The sequence below is a fragment of the Mesorhizobium sp. Primo-A genome, assembly GCF_003997175.1.
Lineage (GTDB): Bacteria > Pseudomonadota > Alphaproteobacteria > Rhizobiales > Rhizobiaceae > Mesorhizobium > Mesorhizobium ciceri.
Genome location: NZ_RZTG01000025.1, coordinates 1 through 24559 on the forward strand (window position 1 = coordinate 1; position 24559 = coordinate 24559).

General features: G+C 64.1%; 25 protein-coding genes. 10 read left to right on the forward strand and 15 right to left on the reverse strand.

Translation table 11 applies throughout. From position 1 onward, the window contains the following. Positions 1-264: 264 nt before the first annotated feature. On the reverse strand, positions 265-633 hold the full coding sequence (locus EOC83_RS30460; RefSeq protein WP_027160847.1) for a hypothetical protein: 369 nt from the start codon (positions 631-633) through the stop codon (positions 265-267). Between the two features lie 187 nt (positions 634-820). Here EOC83_RS30460 and EOC83_RS30465 point away from each other — a divergent pair, with 187 nt between their 5' ends. Then, positions 821-1123 carry a hypothetical protein gene (locus tag EOC83_RS30465; RefSeq protein ID WP_024501757.1) on the forward strand — a complete coding sequence of 101 codons (303 nt, stop codon included), beginning with the start codon at positions 821-823 and terminating at the stop codon, positions 1121-1123. 64 nt (positions 1124-1187) lie between these two features. Here the strand turns inward: EOC83_RS30465 and EOC83_RS30470 are convergent, their stop codons facing one another. Further along, the gene (locus tag EOC83_RS30470; RefSeq protein WP_013530583.1) at positions 1188-1892 is read right to left on the reverse strand and encodes a helix-turn-helix transcriptional regulator; all 705 of its coding nucleotides are present in this window, start codon (positions 1890-1892) and stop codon (positions 1188-1190) included. 188 nt (positions 1893-2080) lie between these two features. On the opposite strand from EOC83_RS30470, the gene EOC83_RS30475 reads away from it, so the two are divergent. Together EOC83_RS30475 and EOC83_RS30480 are read left to right on the forward strand one after the other, a co-directional pair. Next, on the forward strand, positions 2081-2368 hold the full coding sequence (locus EOC83_RS30475; RefSeq protein ID WP_244514322.1) for a hypothetical protein: 288 nt from the start codon (positions 2081-2083) through the stop codon (positions 2366-2368). A gap of 113 nt (positions 2369-2481) precedes the next feature. Beyond that, positions 2482-3150: a GcrA cell cycle regulator gene (locus EOC83_RS30480; RefSeq protein WP_063170293.1), complete on the forward strand. Its 669-nt coding sequence runs from the start codon at positions 2482-2484 to the stop codon at positions 3148-3150. Between the two features lie 249 nt (positions 3151-3399). Here the strand turns inward: EOC83_RS30480 and EOC83_RS30485 are convergent, their stop codons facing one another. Next, positions 3400-3708, reverse strand: coding sequence for a DUF982 domain-containing protein (locus tag EOC83_RS30485; RefSeq protein ID WP_063170292.1), 309 nt, complete (start codon positions 3706-3708; stop codon positions 3400-3402). A gap of 108 nt (positions 3709-3816) precedes the next feature. After that, on the reverse strand, positions 3817-4098 hold the full coding sequence (locus EOC83_RS30490) for a DUF982 domain-containing protein (protein WP_013530587.1): 282 nt from the start codon (positions 4096-4098) through the stop codon (positions 3817-3819). A 251-nt stretch (positions 4099-4349) separates the two neighbouring features. Between EOC83_RS30490 and EOC83_RS30495 the strand changes: the two genes are divergently transcribed. Beyond that, positions 4350-4952 carry a DUF6456 domain-containing protein gene (locus EOC83_RS30495; protein WP_063168642.1) on the forward strand — a complete coding sequence of 201 codons (603 nt, stop codon included), beginning with the start codon at positions 4350-4352 and terminating at the stop codon, positions 4950-4952. A 55-nt stretch (positions 4953-5007) separates the two neighbouring features. Here the strand turns inward: EOC83_RS30495 and EOC83_RS30500 are convergent, their stop codons facing one another. The 4 genes from EOC83_RS30500 to EOC83_RS30515 form a co-directional block, all read right to left on the reverse strand. Continuing rightward, positions 5008-5313: a hypothetical protein gene (locus EOC83_RS30500; RefSeq protein ID WP_027160843.1), complete on the reverse strand. Its 306-nt coding sequence runs from the start codon at positions 5311-5313 to the stop codon at positions 5008-5010. Between the two features lie 113 nt (positions 5314-5426). Then, on the reverse strand, positions 5427-7397 hold the full coding sequence (locus EOC83_RS30505; RefSeq protein ID WP_063168641.1) for an acyltransferase family protein: 1971 nt from the start codon (positions 7395-7397) through the stop codon (positions 5427-5429). A gap of 216 nt (positions 7398-7613) precedes the next feature. Next, positions 7614-7907, reverse strand: coding sequence for a hypothetical protein (locus EOC83_RS30510; RefSeq protein ID WP_013530594.1), 294 nt, complete (start codon positions 7905-7907; stop codon positions 7614-7616). A 162-nt stretch (positions 7908-8069) separates the two neighbouring features. Then, a complete protein-coding gene (locus tag EOC83_RS30515; RefSeq protein ID WP_063168640.1) occupies positions 8070-8816 on the reverse strand; it encodes a helix-turn-helix transcriptional regulator in 747 nt (248 codons plus the stop codon). A gap of 228 nt (positions 8817-9044) precedes the next feature. On the opposite strand from EOC83_RS30515, the gene EOC83_RS30520 reads away from it, so the two are divergent. Continuing rightward, positions 9045-9368 carry a hypothetical protein gene (locus EOC83_RS30520; protein ID WP_082826689.1) on the forward strand — a complete coding sequence of 108 codons (324 nt, stop codon included), beginning with the start codon at positions 9045-9047 and terminating at the stop codon, positions 9366-9368. On the opposite strand, the gene EOC83_RS30525 is transcribed toward EOC83_RS30520, so the two are convergent. Further along, positions 9369-10043 (reverse strand): Crp/Fnr family transcriptional regulator, encoded by a 675-nt coding sequence (locus EOC83_RS30525; RefSeq protein ID WP_164746004.1) that lies wholly within the window; start codon positions 10041-10043, stop codon positions 9369-9371. A 585-nt stretch (positions 10044-10628) separates the two neighbouring features. Here EOC83_RS30525 and EOC83_RS30530 point away from each other — a divergent pair. Next, the gene (locus EOC83_RS30530) at positions 10629-10892 is read left to right on the forward strand and encodes a hypothetical protein (protein WP_013530598.1); all 264 of its coding nucleotides are present in this window, start codon (positions 10629-10631) and stop codon (positions 10890-10892) included. A 283-nt stretch (positions 10893-11175) separates the two neighbouring features. Here EOC83_RS30530 and EOC83_RS30540 read toward each other — a convergent pair whose 3' ends face one another. From EOC83_RS30540 to EOC83_RS30555, 4 genes are all read right to left on the reverse strand, one after another. Continuing rightward, positions 11176-11286: a hypothetical protein gene (locus EOC83_RS30540; RefSeq protein ID WP_082826510.1), complete on the reverse strand. Its 111-nt coding sequence runs from the start codon at positions 11284-11286 to the stop codon at positions 11176-11178. A 109-nt stretch (positions 11287-11395) separates the two neighbouring features. Then, a complete protein-coding gene (locus EOC83_RS30545) occupies positions 11396-12427 on the reverse strand; it encodes a hydroxyacid dehydrogenase (RefSeq protein WP_063168637.1) in 1032 nt (343 codons plus the stop codon). A 423-nt stretch (positions 12428-12850) separates the two neighbouring features. Continuing rightward, a complete protein-coding gene (locus tag EOC83_RS30550; protein WP_013530602.1) occupies positions 12851-14041 on the reverse strand; it encodes an NAD(P)/FAD-dependent oxidoreductase in 1191 nt (396 codons plus the stop codon). Between the two features lie 118 nt (positions 14042-14159). Further along, positions 14160-15656, reverse strand: a complete 1497-nt coding sequence (locus tag EOC83_RS30555) for a hypothetical protein (protein WP_063168636.1) — start codon at positions 15654-15656, stop codon at positions 14160-14162. Between the two features lie 249 nt (positions 15657-15905). Between EOC83_RS30555 and EOC83_RS30560 the strand changes: the two genes are divergently transcribed. Then, positions 15906-18008, forward strand: coding sequence for an exopolysaccharide transport family protein (locus EOC83_RS30560; RefSeq protein WP_063168635.1), 2103 nt, complete (start codon positions 15906-15908; stop codon positions 18006-18008). A 1-nt stretch (position 18009) separates the two neighbouring features. Beyond that, positions 18010-19356, forward strand: a complete 1347-nt coding sequence (locus tag EOC83_RS30565; protein WP_013530605.1) for a VpsF family polysaccharide biosynthesis protein — start codon at positions 18010-18012, stop codon at positions 19354-19356. Here the strand turns inward: EOC83_RS30565 and EOC83_RS30570 are convergent. Next, on the reverse strand, positions 19319-20581 hold the full coding sequence (locus EOC83_RS30570; RefSeq protein ID WP_013530606.1) for a cellulase family glycosylhydrolase: 1263 nt from the start codon (positions 20579-20581) through the stop codon (positions 19319-19321). The genes EOC83_RS30565 and EOC83_RS30570 overlap by 38 nt on opposite strands. Then, positions 20578-21747 (reverse strand): DUF1972 domain-containing protein, encoded by a 1170-nt coding sequence (locus EOC83_RS30575; protein ID WP_027160834.1) that lies wholly within the window; start codon positions 21745-21747, stop codon positions 20578-20580. Before EOC83_RS30575 ends, EOC83_RS30570 begins: the two co-directional genes overlap by 4 nt. Before the next feature lie 336 nt (positions 21748-22083). Here EOC83_RS30575 and EOC83_RS30580 point away from each other — a divergent pair, with 336 nt between their 5' ends. Both EOC83_RS30580 and EOC83_RS30585 read left to right on the forward strand, forming a co-directional pair. After that, positions 22084-23253, forward strand: coding sequence for a glycosyltransferase (locus EOC83_RS30580; RefSeq protein WP_082826508.1), 1170 nt, complete (start codon positions 22084-22086; stop codon positions 23251-23253). Continuing rightward, positions 23250-24557: a hypothetical protein gene (locus tag EOC83_RS30585; protein WP_082826507.1), complete on the forward strand. Its 1308-nt coding sequence runs from the start codon at positions 23250-23252 to the stop codon at positions 24555-24557. Before EOC83_RS30580 ends, EOC83_RS30585 begins: the two co-directional genes overlap by 4 nt. The last annotated feature ends 2 nt before the right edge of the window (positions 24558-24559 follow it).

Below are 24559 nucleotides of genomic sequence, written 5' to 3' on the forward strand. Positions count from 1 at the left end.
GGAGGGCCCCGCCAGCGCCCGGCATCGATGGCGGCATCGGGCGGCAATTGCGGCGGGGCGTGGGCGGGCAGGGCGCCGAACGCGCCCATCAGGCCGGCGACGAGCAGGGCGGCGATGGTTCCCGCGCCGGCCGTTATCCAGGTTTGAAATTTTGAGCGGGCAGTCTTGAACATTCCAAACTATGCACGTCGAACGGTCAGCCACCCCTGCGCAGTCTAGAAAGAAAAAATGGCTGATGGAACCCGCAAATGGCTGGTCCAGTCCTCACACCGCTTCCCTTGCCCAGAGCCTGTGGCCATGGCGGCGGAAATAGCGCGCCACCAGGCGCTGCTGCTTGGCCCTGATCAGGTCGGGCAGGCGCCGCTCCTGGCGCCAGCGCGGTATGTTGCGCCAGCAGGCTATGAAGCGGGCGGCGTCCTCGATTACCTCCTGCGCCGAGAGTGCCGGACCGATAGCGGCCAGGAACAGCGCCTCCGACGGTTTCAACTCGTCGATCACCGCCTTGCGCCTGACGTGATCCTGACGGGCGTGGGCGATGCCGCTGCGACGGATTGCTTCGAAGGCTTCAAGCAAGGCCAGGCTGTCGCCGGCGTAGCCGCAGGAACGGGCAAAATCGGCGGCAAAAGCGTCCATTATCGCTCCCGGGTCTGATGCAGTGGGCAGGTTCGTACCCGACTCACATTTTCATACATTTATGAAAGCATAACTCAAATTACGCTAGAAGAAAAACTTCTGGGAAAGTTTGAAAACTGCGACTCGACTCCCGGCGTAAAACACAGGAATATGCGAACAAATCAGGAACAAAGACGAGGCAGGGGCGATGGCATTGCCGGGCAAGGAACCAACGATCGCGCATGTCGCCTCGATCTCGGTCGAGTGCGCCGATTGTGGCCGCAACAGGTGGTGGCGACCCGATCAGCTGAAGCGGTTCGGGGTGACGGGGAATACGCCGCTGTCCGCTCTGTCGGGCCGTATCGTCTGTTCGGCCTGCCGCGCCGACGGACTGCCGGGGACGGCGATTTCGATCCAGGCGGCGTTTGTCGACGAGCGCCAGCGCGTGCGCAGCGAAGCGCGGATGCTGAGCGACAGGGATGTGCCGCTGGAGGGATCGCGGCGGGCTTGAGTGGGAGGGTGCCAGCGCTGGTTCTTCCTTCTCCCGCAGGGGGAGAAGGAAGAGCATCCCTTGCTCAATACCCCAGCAATTCCTTCAGCGGAATCACGCGCCAGACATGTTTGATGGCGTAGCGGTTGAAGGTCAACGTCTTCGGCGGGTTGTACTGCTCGACGACCAGCTCGCCCGCCGTGCGCTTGACCAGCTTTTTGATGAAGGCCTTGCCGTTGCGCTCGTTTTCCTCCGGGAAGGTCTCGATCACCACATGGTCGCCCGGTACGGCGTCGCGGCCGCCGCAATAGATCAGGTCGCCGGGCTCGTAACGCGGCACCATGGAATCCGAGAGCACGTGCAGGGCGAACACCTTCGGCAGGTTGCGCACGCCCGGCGGGCGCTGGACGTAACCCGCCGGCTCGCCGTTGAAGGTGAAATCGCCATCGTCGCCACCGACGGCCGCGCCCAGCACCTCGATGTCCATCGAGCTGGCGGGTAGCGGACCTGCATCGGTGACGATCTCCGCATCGGCAACCGGTCCGGCATCGTCGAGAAACACGACCTGCCCCTGGCCCAGCGCAACCGGGTCGACGCGCAGGAAGGCGGCGGTCTTCAGCAGGTTCTCGGTCTTGGGCAGATTGCGGCCGGTTTCCCAGTTGCCGACGGCGGCGACATCGGTGTCGTTGTGTTCGGCGATGTGGCGCATGACCAGGCCGCGCTGCTTGCGCGCCTTGCGGATCGCCGCTCCGACCTTGATCGACAGTTCCGTTTTTGCCATGGCGCCCATGTGAGGGATGAAAGCCGCTCTCGTCTATGAAAGAATGGCTTGCATCTATTTTCGAGTTATGCTTATATCCGGTCATGCAAAACCTGTCCAGCTTTGATGGCGCCGAGTCGCCGGCCTCACGCGAGGCGCGCCCGGCGGTCATAACCGCCCATTCCCTTTCATCCCGGCCGTCCTCCTCCCCGGCCCGGATGAAGCCCGAGGCCCAGTGCCTGACCGCACGAGCCTCGGGTCCGGTCCGCCTGTCTCCGGCGACCGGAACGGCCGGAGCCGCCGCTCCCAGCGGCTTCGGCCCCCAATTCGGCCGGCATGGCGCCGGCTCTGTTTTTGCGGCAGGCCGATCCTGCATCCGCACCGAGGACGGCACCGTCATCCTGTTCGACAGGCTGACGGGCAGGGCGGTTTCCGCCCTGGACAGAAACACGGCCGAAGCGCGGCTTCTGCACCTTGCCGGCGGGAAATCGGCCCAAGCCGGCTGAGGCTGGCCGGCTGAGAGCCGGCTCTTGAAAAACAACCTGACTGCGGCCTGGCGACCGGGTCGAACCTTGACGCTGCCCGACGGCGCGCGGCCGAACTTTGGATGGAGCTGGATATGGCAAGCTATAGCGACGCGGAATTGCACGAGATCGCCCGCTGGCTGAAGGATGGGTTCTCAGCCTCCAGGATTGCAGTCGCGTTCAGCGCGTTGCGCGGCAGTCCGGTGTCGCGCGACGCCATCATCGGCATCGTGCACCGCAACGCCATGCTCGGCGCGATCGGCTTTGCCAATGGCAAGGGGCCGCCGCCGCGATCCAGGCAGGCCGTGGGCAAGCGCGCTGGAAGCAAGCGGGCGAGTGGCGCGTCGGCGAAAGCGACGCCTGTCGTCGGCAAGATGGAGGGCGTGCTTGCCGCCAAGGACATCCATGCGCGTGAAGTGGCCCGGCCCAGGCGCGCGCATTCGTTCGTGCGCGAGGTGGGCGTGCTGATCGCCGACGGCGTGGCCTATCGCCTGGAGGCGCCGGCGCCGCCGCGCGCGGCCATCGGCCGGCAGCCGCATGGCGTGGCGATGCGCTTCATCGATTGCCTGTTTTCACGCTGCCGTGCGCCGCTGGATCTGACGGTGGAGGGGGATCCGGACATTTCTATTGCCGAAGAGGGGGCGCCAGGCAGCCGCCCAGGCGCCGACATGCTGTGCTGCGGCATGCGCACCGGGGCGCTGAAAAGCTATTGTACCTACCACCAGGCGCGCTTCCAGCGCCGCGTATTTGTTGCGACGGGGTGAGGTTTGATCTCTTCTCCCCCGTTCACGGGGAGAAGGTGCCGGCAGGGCAATGAGGGGCAGCGCTGACGAGGCAGGATGGAAGCTGACATGAAATTCAAGCATCCGATTCAGATGCCACTTACCGAAGCGCTGGCGCCGCCCCTCATTGCCCTGCCGGGCGTTCGCTGTTCGAAAAGCCAAGCAATTGGCTTTTCGTCCGCTGCGCGGATCACACCTCACCCCCGTAAACGGGGAGAAAGAAGCAAAGCCCTATTTCGGCATCTGCCCGCCTTGCTTGGGCGTGCGGCTCTGCATGCTCCTTGCGTCCATCGCTACCGCCGGGTTGCCCTCGCCGACCAATATGCCGGTCACCCGGGCAAAGCCGGTAAACACCTTCATGGCGTCGGCTTCGGAAATCTGGGCGGCAATCGCCGCGCTGCAGGCGTTCAACGCGCTGCGGTAGACATGGCCACGCCGCTCCAGCGGCCAGCGCTGGAGAAAATCGGCGGCTTCGCTGACGCTGTCGATCTCTTCGATCTCATCTTCCACCCGCACTTTGAGCGGCACTCCGGTTTTCATCGTACCCACGGCGTTCACCTTCGCTTTGCGCGCGGCTCCAGCTACCGCACCCATAAACGCGCCCCGCTGGGGGCCGGTTGCATCAATTTTTCGGGCGGCGCCCGCTCCTCACGGGCTAGCCACCGCATCCAGCCAGTCATGGGCGCGGCTTTTGGGCCTGTCGACCAGGATGTTCTGCTGCTTGGCCGCCCTGGTGAAGGCGTCGAACGCGATGCGCTGGCAGCAGATGCCGTCCACGGCGAGCGTAACCAGCCGGGAAGCCTCGAGATAGCCAGGCGCTGTCTTGTCGGGCCATTGGTGGCGCAGTGCCTCGGCGGCTCCGGCCACCGAACTGACCAGCATGGTTTTGTTGTCGCAAAAGCGCACGGTAACCGGCATGAAGGCTGTCATCGGCGAACCTCCCCTTGGCATGGACGCGACATAACGTCGAAAGCTCGCGCCGGTTCCATCAGCCTGGATGCCGGACGACAGGGATGCTGGCGCGGCGGCGAAGAGGCGACGACCTCCGGTTCATTGAAGGCCAACCGAGCAGCGCTCCGCTCCGCTCTGCCACCGCGTGGGAAGATGCCCGGCAGGGCCGAGGGCGCGCGAAGGATCGCCACGTGCCGGCCTCCCACCACCATCCCAACCAGGAGCCTCCCATGAGCAAAAAGACCAGACCCGCAAAACCGCAGGCGCCGAAATTGCCGAAGGGCGAGGCCGAGCAGGTGCGCATACGCCGCGAGATCGGCCATGATTTCGCGCTCAGGGATGACGCCCTCGGCCGCAAGCGGCTGGCAGCGGGCACGCTGGAGGCTGCGCGTGTCTACGAAGTGTCGAATGACGGCTACGCCGCGACCGGCGGCATCGTGCGGCTGCGCGCCATCGATGCGCTCGTCGGCATCACTTCGCTGTCGCGCCAGCAGCGCGAGGCAGGCCTGCGCTACCGCGAGGATTTCCGCTGCAGTCAGCAGGCTGATGTCAAGCCGATGCGCTGGACCGAGCGCATCGACGGCGGCCGCGAGGGCGGCGGCATCGCCGACAGCGTTCTCGACGCCGGCAGGGCCTATGCCGCCGCCACAAGAGCGCTAGGCCATTGGGAGGTGGCCGCCGTGGTACGACAAGTCTGCTGCGCGGACGGTTCCCTCAAGCGCCTGTCCGAGCAGACCGGCGAGGGCCGGAACGTGGTGACGAAGCTGCTGAAGGTGGGGCTGGATTTGTTGGCAGTGCATTACGGGATGATGATGAGGAGGCGGGTGGGGTGAGCGGCGCAAATATCCGGCCGGCGGCGCCGGCCGGATCATTTTTCACAGGATCAGATCATCGGCAGACGCGGATTTCCTCGACGATCCTGTGGTGATGGCGCCAATGCTTGACCAGTGCGATGTGGCAACGGTGGTGACGGTGGTAATAGCGCGGCCTGTAGCCGTTGTCATAGGCGTCGTACTGGTAATAAGGGCGATAGTAGCGATCGCCATAGTCGTAACCATTGTAATAATCGTCGCCGTAATAGTCGTCTGCATAGCCGCCAATGCCGATACTGATACGGCTGCGGGCGTCGGCGGGGGCGATCATCGCCGCCGCCGAAGCAATGGCGATAACCGAAACAAGCAGGAGCTTTTTCATAGCTGCCTCCTTTTCAAGGTTAGGCTAATATATAACTGCCGAGTTGCAGCCTCGTTCCACAGATTCGTAAGATGTGACGAACAATACAGACCGGGGCGCAGATGCCCAGGCGCCTAAAACAAGGCCCTCTCCAATGGCCCCGCCAGTGTCTCGGCAAAGCCCGTCGCCAGATGGTGCCTGTCACGAAACGCCAGCTTGCCTGATATGACGACGTGGCAGGAGGTCGGGCCGCAGAATTGGTTGGTGAGGTCGATGTAGCGGGTGTCGGGCACGCTGGTCACCACGGCGCGCTCGGTGGCGGCGGTGCTGTCGTTGGCGGCTTCGGCCCTTGGCGTGTCGCAGTGCGGCGAGGGTGCCTCGCGCCACCACAGGGTGCGCGCCACGCAGGAGCCGGCGAAGCTGGCGTTGATCGGCGTGTCGCGGATGACTGCCGTCTCGACACCGGCCCGGCTGAAGGCCTGCAAGGTCGAGCGCAGGCCGGCCTGCCAGCGCGCCACTTCGGCGGTGCGTTCGGCGGCGGGCAGATCGCGGGTCAGATTGCCGATGGAAAATTCGGAGATCACCACCAGGCGCGGCTTGCGGCGGATGATCTCTGATATGGCCTGCTCGCGCCAGGCGTCGCATTCGGTGTAGTCGCGCTTCAGCACCGTGTTGAAGGTGGAGAGCCGCGAGGCGCGGCACGATGATTTGAGGTAGGTGACCACCTTGGTGTCGTTGCGCCTGGCTGCTTCGATCAGCGGCGTCGACCAGTGGTCGGCGTGCGAATCGCCAAACAGCACGATGGTGCGGGTGGCATCGGCCGGGCCGAATGTGCAGGGTTTCGGCGTCACCGTTTGGAAGTCGGCCAGGCAGTTCTTGTCGACGGCCCGCGCGATGGAAGGTCTTTCGGCCGCCTGCTCGATGCCGCGCTGCTCGGGACCGATGTTGCGCGTGGCCAGATGCGCATTGGCGTAGGCGACCGCCACGCCGGCACCGGTCAGCGCCAGCGCGGGTGCGAGCGCGCGAGCGCCCACCGTCAGCCAGGCGCCGCGTCGTGCCGGGTTCTCGATGAGGTGATAGGTGAGCACCGACAGCGCCAGCGCCAGCACGCCGCAGCCCAGCCGCTGCGGCACCGTAAGATCGGGCGTCAGCATCCCGGCGTAGACGATGACCGGCCAGTGCCAGAGATAGAGCGAATAGGAGAGCGTGCCGATCCATTGCAAGGGCGGCAGCGACAAAGCGGTGGCCGGGCCAAGGACGTGCCGGTCGGTCCGCCCGTTGGTCTGTTCCCCGCAGCCGCCGCTCAGCAGCACCAGCACGGTGCCGGCAACCGGCAGCAGTGCATACCAGCCGGGGAAGGGCAGGTCCTCGCTCAACAGGCGATAGGCGGTCGCAATCAGCGCCAGGCCGAGCCAGCCAAGGGCTGGCCGCAGCCAGATGCGGTGCTGCAGCAAAGCCATGGGGACCAGCGTCGCCAGGCCGCCGGCAGCGAACTCCCAGGCGCGCAGCGGCGAGAAATAGAAGGCCCAGGCCGGCGCCGCGCTGGTCAGCCACAGGCAGGCGGCGAAGGAGGCGAGGCCGACCACGCCGATCATGGCTGCGGCCGTTCGCCGGCCCGGCCGCAGCCAGGCGGCCAGCAGAAGCAGCGCCGGCCAGGCCAGATAGAACTGCTCCTCCACCGACAGCGACCAGAAGTGGATGAAGGGATTGCTGGTGGCGTCGGCGGCGAAATAGTCGAACGACCAGCGCAGCAGCCACAGATTGATGGCATAGGCGGAGGCAAACATGGCGCCGCGCGAATAGAGCGCCTGCTCCTGCGGCGCCAGGATGAAGTAGCCGGCGGCCAGCGTGACCAGGATGACGAACAAAGCTGCCGGCAGGAGCCGCCGCGCGCGCCTGGCATAGAAGCGCCAGAGGTCGAGCCGGCCGGTCTCGCCGATCTCCTGCATGAGATGGGTCGATATCAGCCAGCCCGAGATGACGAAGAAGATGTCGACGCCGGCAAAGCCGCCGGGGAGCGCGGTGAGGCCGAAATGGTAGGCGACGACGCCGCCGACGGCGAGCGCGCGCAATCCTTGTATGTCCGGCCGGAACGATGCTGCCACGACGGCTCCCTCGTGCAAGCCCAGCCCCTGTGCAATGTCGGCGGTGCAGGCCGATATCGCAATGCAACAAATTATCGCAGTGCAACATGGCAGAAATGGGGAGATGGGCCGGGTGCCGGCCGGGCCCGATCCTTGCGTGGCTGGCTTGTCTGCACACCTGCGGCAGACGCAAAACAGCCCCGCGCGGGGCTGTTTCTCATTCGGGTTGCTGGACTGCTACTTGCTGCCGCCGTTCGCTTTCACGCTGCTGCAGAATTCGGGATGGCTGTTGGCCGCAGTGGCGTCCTTCGCCTCGTCCTCGCAGGCCTTCATCATCGCGGTCTGGTCGTCCGGCGTAAGGGCCTTCCAGGCTTTCACGAAGTCGTCGTTGCTGACCATCGTCTTCATGCTGCTATCGGTGTAGAAGGGCTGCATCTTGGCTGGATCGTCGAGAGCCGACGTTTTGGCAAACGCCGCGCCGCCGACCATCGAAAGTGCCATGGCGCCCAAGCAGATCATCTTGATGTTCATGGGTACTCTCCTATTGCTTTGGGATCGTCGAAGCAACGATCCATTGGAAAACGACAGGTTTGGGTGAAAGTTCCGGCATTTTTTGCGTAAAAAAGCCGAAACGAGGAAAAATATAGCCGAAAAACTTGAAACTTTCCCCGATTTTTCCCGTAGGAGGCGAGTTTATCGGGTCTCTCGTGCGAGACTGACCACCAGTCGATCGACGCTGGGGTCGTCGAGGCTGACGATATGGGCCATCTGCAACGCCCGCTTCATGCTGACCCTGGTGACGTCCTGCCGCATGATGACCGGCACAAAGGCCGGCCCCGATCCTGTGAGGACGATCGCCCTGCCGACCAGAACCGGTTCGGAGATGGGAGCCCACTGTACGGTCATGATCGAGGGCTCGCTTGTCTGGCGGCGGTTGATGCCTGTGAAATAGATCCAGTTCAGGCGCGAGATCGCTACGCCGTAGTGGTTGCCGGGCATTCTGGCGCCACCCTGGCCATCGCCCGGGGCCCACCGCGTCACCCGCCTGAAGGTGACCAGCTCGGCCTCACGTCGCAGGAAGGTGACCGAGCGCATCAGAAGGTCGGGGCGGCCGGGGACCGAAAAATAGGTGAAATAAGTGCCGCCGGCGATGGCGGGCGACGGCGGCCGCACCATGTTTTCGTACAGTGCCTCGCGCAGCGATGCATTGCCGTCGCCGTTGGCTGCGGGAATAGCCGGCTCGCGATACAGCTCGTTTTCGTCGATCTTGAAATAATCGCAGATCAGCCTGGCGGTGGTTTTGTTGGGCACCGCCTTGCCTTGCAGATAGCGCTCGAACTGGGTGCGATTGATGCCAAGCTCACGGCACACCGCGCTGACGGAAGCATGGCGCTGGACCAGCCGCCTGAGATTGGCGGCGAGATTCTCGCGAATTGGCACGACATCTCCCCGACAGACGTACGGACCAGTATTCAAGCGATAGCTTATATACACTTGCATGCCGTGGCGCTGGCGCGAAGATGGACCTTTGGCCAATAGGCAACGATCCCGTAGAGCGTAGGCTGTACGATTCTGACAGTCCGGCTATGCAAGCCGCGTAAATGGGCGTATTTCGGTGGCAAGAGCGACCTCGGATCGGCCTCTCGACATCCTGTAATGGAGGGCGGTTTGGATCATACCGACCTGGTCGAGCTTCTGGACTACACGCAGGCGCAATTGACGAAAATCCGCCAGGCGGTCGCGGCAAGCGATCACGCCGGTGCCATGTTCACCATTGATTGCCTTGTCGGAGCGGCGGCCGAGCAGACGAAGTGCAAGCTTGCAAGCCTGGAGCATGCCGGCTTGCCGATCGGCAAGGATGAGCCGATCGGCAGGGATGGGCCGATCGGCAGGGATGGGCCGATCGGCAGGGATGGGCCCATAAAAGGCGGTGCGGCACCGCCCGGCAAAGCGACATCGGGCAAGCCGGATGCCGGCGGCAGCCGCTCCTGATCAGGCCGCGCCGATCTCGCCGATCAGCCTTGCATATTCGGCCTCGGCTTCGCCGTAACTGCCATTGGCGAGTTCCAGCAGCCCGGCGCGGTCGCGAATGACGATCTCGCCCCGTTTCGAGCGAATCAACGCGCGGCCTTCGAGCAATTGAAGCGCGACGGTGACGCCTGGCCGCCTGACACCAAGCATGATGGCCAGGAATTCGTGGGTGATGGCGAGATGTTCGCCGGGCACCCGGTCGTCGCACATGAGCAACCATCGCGCCAGCCGCTCCTCGAGCTTCAGCCGCGCGTTGACGAGCGCGGTGCAGCCGGCCTGGGTTTGTAGTGCGTTGACGAAGCGCAGCAGGAACATGCGCAAGGTCGTACTTGCCTCCAAAGCTGCCTTGAAAGCGCCGGCTTCGATGCGGATCGCTTCGCCTTCGAGTTGGACAAAACAGGCATGCGGCGCACGGTCGTCGCCCATCACCAGGGAGTATCCCGTCATGCCTTCGAAGCCGATGAAGCCCACTTCGGCCTCTTGGCCGCTTGCCGTGCTGGCGACCACCGAACCAATGCCCTGTTCGATGAAGTAGACGGCCTCGATCGGAACATTCGGGGTCACCAGCATCATGCGCAATGGCAAGTCGCAGCGCTGCATGTGCGGCTCGAGCAACGCCAGATCATCCGCAGGCATGCGCCGCAGCAATTGGTTTCGGTACGGATGGTTCCCGTCGGGATTGGGTTTTTTGTCGGGATCAGAGTTTTTGTTGGGATCAGACATGGCGTGGCCCAATGCAGGGCAAGAGCCATCCAATCTCCCAGCCGTCCGTGCCCGTAAAAACGTGAGGACGATGGCCTATGTATAGGGGCTCTGAACGCAGAAAGATATCAATGCGATATGAAATTCGAAGCACGGCGCCCCCCAACGCCTGTTCGCATATGAAAAGATCGGCCTGAATGTTAGTGTCGGAAACGTACCAAACGCCATTTGGTACAAAACCGACATATTTCATGAGAGCGCCGGATCACGCCGATAAAATCCGCTGGCCAATGAAAAGCGCCATGTCGCGCTGGGCCTGGGGACCGTTCGAAGAAGGGGGAGGACCGGGGGGAGAATTGTACGATAGTTACTGTGATGAAGGCCGATGTTGACTCTTGCTCAGCCCGATTTCATTTTTTGACCCACAGCGTCTAAAGCGCATCGCGTTTGATCCGATTTATGCGATGCGCTTTAGGGTCTTTGTTTATGCATGTCGTTCTCCCAAAGCCGAGGTCACTTTTGGACGACATGCATCAAAAGTGGCCGCTGCTCCGAAAGGGGCTTCTTATGTCGAGCCTTCGTAAGCGCAATCCCGGTCTCCATCCTTCCGATCTGCAACTGTGCCAGCGCGTCTTCGATCGGGTCTGCCTGGAGCGCAAATTTGATCGCATGTCGGGGGAGTCGGACGTGCAGCTTCTGGCAGCCACGGTGTTTTCGCTGTTCCAGAATGGCTGCCGCAATGAAGGCGAGTTGCTTGAGAGTTTCAGGCGGACCCGCCAATGACCAAGGCCAGGATCACGTCCGCGGCACCGGCCGAAAACGAACCTTACGACGCTGCGGTCTTCGCCCGGAAATACGGCATGTCGCGGAAGGCCGCGGAGGTCGTGCTGTCCGCGAATGGACCGTCCAGAACAGCCTGTGACGCTGCCGCCCGCTCTTTTATGGAAGCGGTTGCCCGCAGAGCGAAGAGCAGCCATAAACACTGATGCTGCGCCTTGAGCGACTGCCGTCTCGCCGCCGACCCGCGGGCGCGTCCAATGCTACCTTCATCGAACACCGTGAGGCGTCAGCCTGTCGGGCCGATCGGACCGGTCACTCCTGAAGTGGCTTGCTGCGCCGTCACGGCGGAGAGTTTCTGCCGTTTGAGCAGCATCGGCTTTTCATAGATCTTCTTCATGGTCACGGCCTCCCTCCGCAAAGTTCGATTGCGGCAGCGTCATCGCCGGCCGCGCTCCTGTCAAGCGGACCTGGTCGAGGGCCGGCCAACCCGAACGAAAATCCACGCCTCAATTCCTGTCGGCCGGCTTGGAACGCATGCGCGAAACCGTCTCGCGCTCGGCGCGTTTGGAGCGCAGCGGCGGCAGGTCGCGGTCGATCAGGTCCATGTCCTCCAGCACCATATCGCCCATGCGCTTGAAGGCGATGTCGAGCGCGCCGGCGCGGTGAGCCGAGCGCAGGAAGCCGGGCAGGGCGCGCACCGGATGGTCCCGCGCCAGCGGTTCTTCGGGAAAAACGTCGCTGGCGGCGACGATGTGGCCGCTCTTCACCGCCGCCATCAGCGCCGGGAAGTCCACCACGCCGGCGCGGCTGAGCAGGATGAAGGCAGCGCCCTTGCGCATGCCGGCAAAGGCGTCGGCACCGAGAAAACCCTGGTTCTCGCTGGTCACCGAGGCAACGACGAAGATGAAGTCGCTGGTCGACAGCACCTCGTCGAGGGAGGCCGGCTCGACGCCATTGTCGATGAGGATCGATGGCGGCAGCCATGGATCGAAGACTTTGGTGCGGGTGCGGAAGCCCGACAGCAGCCGGTTGAGCGCCCGGCCGAGATCGCCGAAACCGATGATGCCGACATCGGCGCCGGACAAGAGCCGCGCCGTCTGGTTGCCGTCGCCGCCCCACAGTTCCTGTCCCTGGCGGAAGGCGAGGTCGGCATCGACGATGCCGCGGGCGAGATTGAGTGCCATGGCAAGGCCAAGCTCCGCGACCGGCTCGGCGAACACCAGGCCGGTGGTGACGACATGGATGCCGCGCGCGAACAACGTCTCGTAGGGCATATTGTTGATGAGGTTGGTCTCGACATTGAAGACGCAGCGCAGTGTCTTCATCCGATCGAGCGTTTCGGGCGATATGGGCGGCTGGCCGATGATATAGCGCGCCTCGGCCAGCACGTCGGCCGGCAGTTTCGCGACGCCGTCAGCGGTCGTCTCGACGATGCGATAGTGCGCCTTGAGCCGCGCCAGCTGCCGGGCTGTGAAGATCAGGTCGAGCGTGCGTGGTTCAGGCGCACTGATGACCAGCGGCAAGGCGCTGTTGGACATGACTATTCCCTCTGTTCCCCAATGGCCAAAATACCTTGGATGAAACGATTTACAACATCGCGCGGCCGAGGAGAGCGGGATTGGCGCTGGGATGAGGTGACCTGTCGGAGCCGATATGTGCCGGCAATGCAACAGTGAAGAATCGTTTGACCGCGATGGCGTGGATACGACGTAAGAACCAGTAATGGCACAATTGACATGGGGCAGGGAATTGGTTCTGCTGGCGCCGTATCAATTCGGAGGGCACTTTACAGTGAAGAAATACGAGAAACCAACCTTGCAGAAGCGCGACAGGCTTTCGGGTGTCACGGCCCAGACTGCCCCATCGACACCTCCGCCGACGGCAACCTGAGCGGTTGGCGACTGACGCCTTCGCCCTATAAGGGCAATCAATATCGGCGATAGGGCGCCACTGGTCGCGCCCTATCGCATATTGGCCACGGGTGCCCGCCGTTGTCCCAGATGCCGGACCTTACGGCCGATGATCATCAGCTGGCGCGCGGTGTTGTTGCGCAGGCGCCGCACGCGCCATTCCAGCCCGGTGTCGGCGGTAATCGACTTGGCATAGTAACTGACCCGCATGCCATCCTCATCGGCAGCCACCTTGACCGGGTCGTCATAGAAGGCGTTGATCTTGTCAGCCGCCATGCCTGGAGTTTCGAGCCAGCGTGGAATGTGAACCGAATGGAGCTGATCGACATCGGTCATCACGCGGCCGATGCCGACGCCCGGCGTCGGACACGTGGTACAGAAAGCATCGCCGATGAAGATGACCCCGTCGCGGCGATGGCCTTGCGTCGTGCTCAGACTGATCTGCCTGACCTCGACAGGACTCGCGACTTCGAAGTTGCCGCATCGCACGGCTATTTCGGGCATCAATTCGCAGAGCATCTTTTGCGGCTCCTGGCGGAACGCCCGCGTCCACGGCTCGGCCACATTGCGATAGAGGAACATGTTCGCCCGCATCTTGTCGCCGAGGGGAAAGATGCTGATGTAGGCGATACGGTCGGCGGCCCGCCTGCTGTAGCAGGTGACGGACTGATGACCGAAATCGCTGGGCGAGATGGCGAGGTCGAATCCCATCGACAATGAATGCGCCTTCGATTGCTCGATACGCTCGACGCCGACGGCGCGCCGCACCGCCTCGCCGTGACCGGTTGCCACCACCAGCAGGCGGGCATCGATGACGGTGCCGTCGGCCAGCACAAGCCGCTGCCGGTCCGGTCCAGTCGAGACTTCGGTTACCTTGCCGACCGTCAGCGGCACTTGCGCAGGCAAGGCGTCGCGCAGGCCATTGATCAGCGCGCCATAGGAGAATGTGAATTCAGCCTTCTTCTCATGCGCGAAGAACTGGCCGAGGCGAAAGACATGCGTGTCGGTCGTGGAGGTGACGAGACGCTTGAGTGTCGCATCGAGGCCGAGCTTTTCGAACAGCAGCATCTGGTCCATGCCGATCTTCTCGGCCCGGAATTCCTCGTGGTGGACGCGGTGCGGATCGATCAGCGCCACCTTGCGGCCGGCTCGTCCCAACAGAATTGCCAAGGTCGTGCCGGCCATTCCGGCACCGACGATCGCCACATCGACTTGGGCCGGGCCAGCCTCTGAGATACTCATTTTGCTGCTCTTTCTGATGGCAACGGCGCGTTTCACAATCTCCGGTAGAAAATATCTTCCGGACCTAAATCAACCGCAAGCAACCGGCGCGCGTGCTTGGTAGTAACCAATGTTTAGGTTAATCGCGGGCCCGCTGCTTCCAGCGCGGTGCGATCGCCGAGCCATCGATGAACTCAAAGCCGCCAGCCTCGTTGAGCGTGTGAAGTTTACGCCCACTCCATAGCGCACCTGGATTTAAGATGGTTTCAACGACCTGCTCCATGCCGATCAAATCAAGGTGAGAAATGCGTGCGATGCCAAGCGCCGCGCCGTAGCTCCTGCGGCAGTCCTGGACCGGGCGCAGCAGGTCGTTGCCGCGCCTGACCATGCGGCCGGCCGGCCGCACCGAGGCGATATCGATCAGCACGGGATTTTTGGGGTGCGGCGTCCAGGGGCCGCGAAAATCCGGCGCCGACCACAGATGCAGCGCGTCGGAGAAGGCGCCGCCGCCGTCGCGGACGGTGGCGAACAGCCACCAGGCGCCGCCATGCTCGACAAGCGTGGCGTCGCTGGCGACGACACCGGACAGAAGCGTCGCCTCCTTGACCCATCCGCCGGGAAAAGCTGTGGCCCGGTAGAGATCGACCGTGCCGTTGGCGCAGCTTTCCGGCACCATCCAGACCTCGCCGTCGCGCTCGAAGACGAAGGGGTAGGAGAGATGGTAGGGCAGCTCCAACACCGGTTCAGGCCTTCCGAGCGGGCCTGCCGGGCCGAAGGGAACGGCGGAGATGATGGCTTTGCCGAGCCGATGGATATAGTCCTCGACGAACAGGGTCAGCTGGCCCTGGTAGAGGATGGGGAACGGATCGGCGTAGAAGCGGCTGCCGTCGTCCGGCAACTCTTGCCAACCCGACGCCGGATGCGCGCGCAGCTCGAACAGATCGCGGCTCCCGGTTTGCCGCCAGCCGACCTTCCAGTGCGGCGCGTTGTAGCAAAGGTGATAGATCTTCTGGATGATCCGCCGCGCCAGCGCCTTGCCGGCCCTGACCCCAAGCTTGCCCGCCGAGGGCATTGGCGGCGGGCCGCCCACCTGCGCCGGTTCGGGCAGATCAGGCACGGACTTTGCCGCGCCTGACATGGCAGCTATGATCAGGCTTGCTGTGCGCGCCAGCATATCCTGGAAGGACGCCAGCGCGATGCCGCCATATTCGGTGCCCAGACGCCCGGCGGCGATCGCAACGCCGTTCTCCTCGATGCGGGCAAGCGGCGTGCGACCTGCGAGGATCAGGGCCAGCAAGGCCGCTTCGCCGCTGGCGCCGTCATAGGTGACGCGCCAGATCCGTGTGTTTTCCAGCCTGACATCGCCGCAGAGGTCGATGACGAGGTCAGGCGAAGCGGGGGACTGCCGGTAGGGCGCGAGCGCCGAAAGCGGCACACGCTTGGCCAGTCCATCATGGGACAGTCCGTGGATCGCCGTTTCGAGTTGAAACAGGGCCGCGGCGCTGCGCGGAATGCCACCGCCCGCCGGCCTGACATCGACGGACAGTTCGACGTCTTCGAGCGCGGCAAGGCGCTCCAGCAGCGTGACGTGAAAGGCGCGGACGCAGTCGCCGTCCAGGCGGAGGCTTATCTGCATGTTGGAGGTCCGAAAAGGCGGTGCCCGGCCTTGCCGGCCAGACCGGTCCGGTCAAATTGTAACCCCATTTGCATTCGTCTCCGCTCGCTGCGTAGCCAACACCTCGATATGTATATTTTTAAGCAAACCGCGTGCCAAAATTCACGTCACCTCTCAACATAATTAACAATGTTTTAACAGTTGGAGGAATAGCTAGGTTAGCGCCGCAAACTGATCTTGCCGGCATATGGAGTATTGTCGGAGGCAGCCATGCAATCATCCCTGCCCATGGTTCCTCAGCAACACTCCCCGGATCCGGCACGCGCGGGATCATATGCAGCCTCCACTGTCGAACTGGGCGATCTGAAGCGCATCCTGGTGCGCCGCCGGTTCTGGATCTTCGGCACCGTCGCACTGCTGACGCTGGTCGCCCTGCTCTACGGCCTATTCACACCGGCGCTCTACAGCTCGGCGGCGGAAATCCTGATCGATCCGCAGGACCTGCAGGTGGTCACCAACGACGTCAATCCCAGCCGTATCTCACCCGATGGCGGCATCACGCAGGTCGAGAGCCAGGTCAGCGTGGTCCAGTCGACAGGCGTGCTGATGCGGGCGATCGCGGCGACAAACCTGACGCAGGATCCGGAATTCAATGGGCAGGGCTTGCTGTCGCGCCTGCTCGGTTCGGCATCAGCCGAAGGCGACAGGTCGGTGCAGACACTCGACGCGCTGCGCCGGCGCCTGGCGGTGAAGCGGGCCGACAAGGTCCTGGTCCTCGACGTCATCGTCACTGCCAAGAGCGCCGACAAAGCCGCCCTCCTGGCCAACGCCATCGCGCAGGCCTACCTGGTCGACCAGGCGAGCGCGCGCGCGAAAATGGCCAAGGACGCTTCCGAGTCGATCACCGCGCGGCTGGACGAGCAGCGCAAGCGCGTCCAGCAAGCCGAAAACGCCGTCGAAGCCTACAAGTCCGCCAACAACATGGTGATGGCGGCAGGCAATCTGGTCAGCGACCAGGAACTGACCGAGATCAACACGCAGCTTGCGGCGGCGCAGAGCCGCACCGCGGCGCTGAAGGCGCAGGTCGACCAGATGCGCCGGCAGAGCGGCACGCCGGACGCAACTTCGGAAGCAATGCGCTCGGCGGTGATCTCGAGCCTGCGGGCGCAGGAGGCGACGTTGGTCGACCAGGTCTCGCAGCTCGGCACGGAGTTGGGGCCGCGTCATCCCTCGCTGATCGCAGCCCAGCAGCAACTGCGCGACACACGCCAGCTGATCGCGCGCGAACTTGGCCGCATCGCCACCGCCACCGAGACCGACTACGAACGGGCGCTGGCCAACCAGCAGGCGCTGGAAGCCAAGGTCGCCGGCATGAAGAGCAAGTCGCTCGACACCGATCAGGCCTCGGTGCGGCTGCGCGAATTGCAGCGCGACCTCGAGGCGCTGCGTTCCGTCTACTCGAACTATCTCCAGCGCGCCCAGGAGACGCGCGAGCAGATCAATGTCGACAGCACCAATGCGCGCATCATCTCCAACGCCATGCCCGCCTTGAAGAAGAGCTGGCCGCCTCTGCCGCTGCTGTTGCTGGGCGCGATATTCGGCGGCCTTGGGCTCGGCACCGGTCTGGCGCTGATCGCCGAATATTCCTCGCCGACGGTGCTTTCCAGCGCCCAGATGCAGTCGGCCATCGACGCGCCGGTGCTGGGCGTGGTGCCGGCAAAGTCGGACACAGGCCGGCGCTGGTGGCCTTTCGGCGGGGCGCGCGCCGCCGCCTCCAGCCAGAAGACCGATGCCGTCGTCGGCCTTGCGCTCAGGCGCATGTTCAGTTCGGGCCAGCGTCCGGCGGACTGGCCGCTGGTGCCTTCCATCTTGGTGACATCGTCGCCGGGCGAGGGCGCGCAGCGCAGCCGGGTGGCGCGGCTGCTGGCCAATGCCGCGGCATCCAGGGGCAGCCGTGTGCTGTTTATCGATGCCAATGCTGGCGGCGGCGGCCAGAAGGATCCGCAGCCGGGGATCCTCGATGTTCTGCGCGGCGAGTACGCGTTCGAGGCCGTCAGCCATTACGCCGCCGGCAGCAACGTTGCCGTGCTGGGCAGGGGCCGCTCAAAGGCGGTCTTCCAGGAAGCGCATGGCATCTATTTTGCGCAGCAGATGCTGGCGCGGGCCAGCCGGAGCTTCGAGCTCGTCGTCATCGACGGCGGCGCGCTGGCCGACAATCTCAATGCCTCGCCGCTGGTCGCCATGGCCGACGAGATCGTGCTCGTCGCCACGCTGAACGCCACCCCGATGCGCGACGTCACGACGACTTCGCAGGCGGTCTCCGTCATGGGGCGCCTGCCGACAGCCGCCTTGCTGGTCGACGAGGCCGCCTGATATGGCGGCCAGTTGGAGCGCAAGCGCTTCGAACCATGGTGCTGCCGCACCCCGCGCCGGCACGCCCATCTCCGGCACCTCGGTCGATGCGCTGACGCGCTTCGGATTGATCGCGGCGGTGGCGGTGCTGTTCAGCATCTCGGGGGGCATGCTGTGGCTGGTCGGCTACAATTATGATGGCCTGTTCGGCAACCCGGCGACCAAGATCCACCCGTCCACCTATCTCATCGTCCTGCTGCTTGCCTGGCGCTCCTGCGCATCAGGCAATCCGGTCGGCCATATCGTCCATCTCGCTGACAGGCGGCCGGCCAGCGCGCTGATGGCCGCCATATCGATCGTGCTTCTGGTCGTTGTCATCGCCAGGCAGCGGCCCGGTATGGCCGGCATGATCGATACGTTCGTGGCTGCGGCACTTCTCGTGCTGATGCTCAGCGAGGACGACGAGCGGACCTTCGCCGGGCTGCAGACCGTCGTCCACGTGGTCATGACGGCGAATGCCTTGCTTGCCCTTTTCGAGTTCGCCACCAAGACGCTTATCTTCCCCTATCGCCTCGACGGCGTGGCGTTTACCACCGATCTGCGCTCGAGCGCGCTGCAGGGGCATCCGCTTGCCAATGCCATGGTGACGTCGATCTATGTGCTTGCGCTGCTCTCCGGTGCCAGATCCCTGTCGATGCCTGTGCGGATAGGGTTGATCGGCTTGCAATGCGCGGCACTCGTCGCCTTCGGCGGCCGCACGGCGATGGTGACGACGGTGGTGCTCGGCGGCTGCTACCTGCTTTTTCAGGGCATCACCAAATTGCGCCAGGGCCGCGTCAATCTCCTCGGTGCGGCACTCGGCTTCATGCTCGCCGCCCTGCTGCCGGTCGTCATCATCGTGGCGGCATATCTGGGCTTTTTCGACGCGCTGCTGGAGCGCTTCGTGTCGGACAGCGGCAGCGCCAATGCCCGCGTCGAGATGTTCGAGCTCTTCAAGCACCTGGAATTGCGCGATCTGATCGTGGGACCGGATGTCGACCTGATCGACAGCCTGCGCCGCATCAACGGTCTCGAACAGGGCATCGAGAACCCGATCATCCGCACGGTCCTTTATCAGGGCGCCTTCTTCACGCTTTTGCTGACGTTCGGCTTCGTGCTGTTCCTGTTCGAGGTGGCGCGCCGCTGCCATCCCGGCATCTGGCTGCCGATGCTGGGCTGGGTTATCCTGATCAACACTTCGGAAAGCGTCGCGTCGAAGACGACGCTGCTGACCAAGTTCGTGGTGCTGGCATTGGTGCTCTATCGGCCGGCGCGGGCAGCGTTCAGGCCGGTCAGTCCGCCGGCATGGTCAGGCCAAGCGCCGCGATGATATCGGGGTCCAGCGCCCGGGTGGTGTCGTCCATCATGCCCATGCCATCGAAGAGATCCCACAGTGCCCAGGCGAAGCCGAGTTCCTCGGCGCTCCGCCTCACATCGGCGATGTAGCGCCCGCGATCCGGATTGGGCGCGGCGACATAGCGGGCGTCGGTGCGCAGCGCGCCGAACTCGCCCATGATGATGCGTTCCGGCGCAAGGCTATGGCCATCGGCCCAATCGCGGACCTGGCGAAGATATTTGTCGACAAACCAGCGGTCGGGCTGGGCGTCGAAATAGACTTTCAGCACACGCTCGGTCTCGGCATAGGCTGCTTGCTTGGCGTCTTCAGGGGTTTCGGTGTCCTGCGCCATGCGCGCCCTGACCGATGCCAGCGTCTGTTGCAGCGAGCCGGCGGATGCCGGCCACGGCACATTGTTGAGCGACCGATAGACCGGCTCGCGCATCCAGGGCGCGCCCTGATGGCTGAACAGATAGGGCTCATAGAAGTGGAAGGTGAACAGGATCGGCTCGAAGGGCGACAGCGGGCCCGGATCGAGCGCGGTCAGTCCGCTCACCATCGAGCCGCAGCCTCCGGTGACGACCAACGGCAGGGTCGCTGCCGATGCCCTTGCCGCGGTCAGAAGCGCGAGCTGGATTTGCAACCAGACGTTCGACGCGCAGGCCTGCGCCGGTTCGTTGACCGGCTCGAGCGCCACCCTGCCGGGCTGGAACCGCGCCAGCCTGCCGGCAAGCTCGCCGACCAGCCCGCGATAGAGATCGAAAGCGGGTGCGGCGGTGCTGGAGACCATGCGGTCGGGGTTCCAGTAATGGGTGGCAGCGTTGGCCTGGATGTTGACGATGATGCCAAGATCGGCGTCGAGGGTGGCGGTGACGGCGGCGTCCAGCATGTCCAGCAACTGACTGCGCGTCTTGGCGTCGGCGGCCAGGAAAGGGCCGGGATCGACGGGCAAGCGGATGAAATCGAGCCCGGTCTCGCGCAACCGACGCAGGTCGTCTGGGGTCGGCACCGGCCGTTGCGACTGGAAGGGCGGCCAGCCGTAGTCGGTGCGGGGTGCGGGAAATTCACGCGTCAGCGAGAACCAGGGCCAGGCGTTGACGCCGCGCCGAAACCGCGTCCCGGCGGCGGCGCGAGCGATTGGTGCGACCGGGAGCGAGCCGAGAGCCGCTGCAGTGGACAGCGCGGTCCGCAGCACCCGCCGGCGCGACCAGCCTATCATACGGTTCCTGGCGATGCGTGATCCATCGCAGTGGTCTTGGCGGCGGTCATGCCGAGCAGATGATAGGCCTCGTTTTCATAGGCGAGCAGGACATCGTCCCAGCGAAAGGCTTCGCGGGCCCGCGCCCTCGCGGCAACGCCGCAGGCCTTGACCAGGGCATCATCGTCCAGCGCCTGCTGCATCCGCTCGGCGCAACTGTTCTTGTCGGTGAAGTAGATCGCCGCAGCCCCTGCGGTCCACCTGTTGTAGGGATTGTCATGCGCGATCACCATGTTGCCGGCCGCCAGCGCCTCGACCAGCGACGGGTTGGTGCCGCCCACCGTGTGGCCGTGCAGATAGGCGCGGGCGTGGAAGCGCAGGGCCTTCACCGTTGCCTGGTCGTAAATGGCGCCCGGCAGGACCACCGAGCCGTTCGCCGCCTTGCGGATGGCGGCATGGTAGGGGATGTCGTCGGACAGCGTTCCCAGCACCACCAGCTTCATGTCGCGCTTGGTGGAGCAAAAGGATTCGACAATCGGCAGGATGTTGTTGTCGGGTTCGATGCGCGCGATCGAGATGAGATAACGCCCGGGCTCGAGGCCGAGCGCCCGGACCGGCGCCTCGGGCGCTGATGCCACCGGATCGGCGCCATAGGCGATGGTGGCGATGGCGCTGCGCGGCCGGCGCGTCGCCAGGTGATCGGCGATGGCGGGATGATCGGCGACCAGCCGATGCGAGGCCCAAGCGCCGATCCATTCGTTGAGCCAGAACCAGGTTCGCGCCGCCATCCCCCATTTGGGGCGACGCCACTCGATGCCGTCCATGTTGGTGAAGATCTTGCGCCGCTTCAGCCTGAGCCAGGTCAGGAAGACCGCGCCATTATAGCCGAGCACCAGGCAAACGCCCTGTCGTCTGGCAGCATCGCGGGCGCATTGCCAGTCGAATTCCAGGGTCGCGCGCGGTCCCTTGGAGGCGACCTGGATGTGAATGAGCTCGATGCCGCGCCAGGTTTCGCTGCGCACCCGCTGGTCGATCCGCTCGACCTCATCCTGGCAATAGACGCCGACCTTCCAGCCGCGCCCGACAAGAAACAGCGCCAGTTTTTCGGCAAAGGTTTCAAAGCCGCCATGGGCCGCGGGTATGCCGCGGGTCCCCAGGATTAGAATGGCGGGCTTTTCTGGTTTCATGGCCGGCGGCACTTTCACACATTTCATATATTAGATATTGCTTAATTTATAATGAGCAGACCGCAACTTTCGTGCCATCTTCCGATTTCGGTATCCTGGGAGGGGATCATGGCGCGGGGTTGTAAAAAAACGGTGTTGAACCCGGTGGTTGTTTCATTCTCGGTCAACCCTTCTGTGCGTAGCTGTATCGAAACGAAGCAATGCCAGGGGCGTACGGCCGGCAGTCGGACATATCGAACCGATAGTCGGACATATCGAACCAGGCATGATTCTTGCGGACGGGGTTCTGCCACAATCGCCCAGCGCGATGGTTGCAGCACCCGGCGGGAAACAAAGATGCGGATTGCCTGCGTTCATCAGGGTTATGAACTCTATGGTTCTGACCGCAGCTTCGCGGAGAGCGTGGCTGCGCTGCGCGCCGCGTTTCCGTCGGCCGACATCGAGGTGGTCTTGCCGCGCAGCGGGCCGATCGTCCAGATCCTGGAAGCGCATGCCAGCCGGATCGTCTTCGAACCGCTCTGGGTGTTGAGGCGCCAGGCCATTGCGCGCCTTGCGACAGTCGAGATGGCGCGATTGCCGGTTGCCGTGTTCAGGGCGTGGCGGCGCCTCAAGGCCTGCGACCTCGTCTATGTCAACACCTCGATCGTGGCCGACTATGCGCTGGCCGCGCGATTACTGCCCCACAAAGCCGTCTTGCACATCCACGAGATCCCCGAAGGCGCCATGCGCAGGATACTCGTCGGCCTGATGCACTGGAGCCATGCGGATCTGATCTTCAACTCGCGCGCGACGCGAGCCGCTTTCGGCGACCCCAAGGCCGCGCGCGCGCATGTCGTCTACAACGGCGTTGCCGGGCCGGCGGCGGTCGAACCAATGACGTATGACGGCAAGCGACCATTGCGGGTGCTGCTGCTCGGCCGCATCAACCGGATCAAGGGGCAGGAGGTCCTGCTGGAGGCGATCGCCTCGATGCCGGCAGAACTCCAGGCGAGGGTCGAGGTGCGGCTGGTCGGCGGCGCCTTCGAAAGCACCGAGCGCGAGCGTGCGCTTGCCGAACTGGTCGAAACGATGGGGCTTGCCGGGCGCGTCGGAGTCCTGCCTTTCATTCCCGATCCCTCGGAGCATTATCGCTGGGCCGACATCGTCACCGTGCCGTCGCGGCGTCCGGAATCGCTGGGCCGCGTCGCCATCGAGGCGATGGCTTATGGCCGGCCGCCGCTTGTGTCGGCGATCGGCGGGCTGGTGGAAGTGGTCAGCGACGGGCAGACCGGCTGGCATGTTCCGCCCGGCGACGCAGTAGCTCTTGGCGCGAAATTGCAGGAGATCATCCTCGCCCCTGAGGCCTGGCGCGGGTTTGTCGCTGCCGGGCGCGCGCGCTATGAGGCGATCTTCAGCGAGCCGGTCGCGGCCGCGGCGATCACCGCGATCGCCGCCGAAAAGCTGAAGACGACCATCGCGCGGCCGGGCAGGGCGCCCGCTGCCCGCGCAGCGGAGACACGGCCGTGAAGTTAGCGTTTCCGAGCCATCTGGTTCGACGCCTCGTGCTGATGATCGGCGGCGAGGCGATGCAGAGCGGCTTTCATTTCGCCCTCAACATCATGCTGTTGCACATGCTGTCGGCGCAGGGCTACGGCCTCTTCGCCATCGGCATGGTGATGGGCGGGGTCGGCCTGTCCTATATCAGGTCGCTCACCGCTGTTCCCGCCAGCATCTGGATGAGCAAGAGCACCAACAGCGCCGGCGTCAATACCTATGACGTGGCGTTCGGAACGGCGGCGCTGATCGTGGCGTTGCTGATGGCCGTCGGCACGGCTGTTCTGATGCATGTCCTTGGAGATCCAAGCGGAATTGCCGCCGGCTGCTTCGTCGGTGCCTGGTCGTTGCGCAGCCATATGCGCACGGCTTTCTTCGCACGGCGCCAGCAGGTTGTCGTCTCCATCAGCGATGGCGCTTTTACAGTCGCCGGCTGTGTCCTGACCGGGCTGTCGATCTGGTTGGTCCAAGACCCGCTGCAGACCGTATTCTATGCACTTGCAGCCGCAAATGTGTTCGGCATTTTCGTCCTGGTCCGCCTGGCTCGGCGCTCGCTTCGCATCAGCTTCCGCATGCCGACGCGCCGACGCTATGTCAGGCTCTGGCCCCAACTGCGCTGGTCGGCATTCAGCGCGACCACCACCAACATCCAGGGTCAATGTCTGGCGCTGCTGGTCGCCGGCATTGCCGGGCCAGCCGCCTACGCACCGCTGGCGGCGGTTCTGGTGCTGTTTGCTCCGCTGCGCATCATCAGCCTTGCGTTCGTCAACATGACGCAGCCGGATCTCGCCAGGCTGATGCGGAACAATGAAACAGGCCGTGTCTGGACGCAGGCCAAGATCTGGGCGCTCGTCATGGGGCTCGGCGGCCTTGCTTATGGATGTGCGATCATGTTCGTCCTGCCGATGATAAAATCCCAGGCTCTCCAGGACGCTTCGACCTGGTTCATCGGGCTTTTCGTGATCGCGAATTTTGTCCCGATCATGCTCTATATCATGCCCCGCATCGTGCTTGAGATACTCGGCGATTTTCGGATCGTCGCGTTCATCACCACGGGCGGCGCGGTCGTCGGGCTGGCGCTGATCGCGGCCCTGCTGGCAATCGCGTCTCCGCCGTGGGCGTTGTTGGGTTCCGCCGTCTCGGAGATGTTCGTGCTCGTGGCATCGTGGTATTTCGCGCATCACCGCATGTGGAATATCGAGCATCCCGATGAGGCGCGCGACAGCCGGTTGGGCGCGTGGCGGCGGACGCTGCCGTTCGCTACGGCAAAGCGATAGGA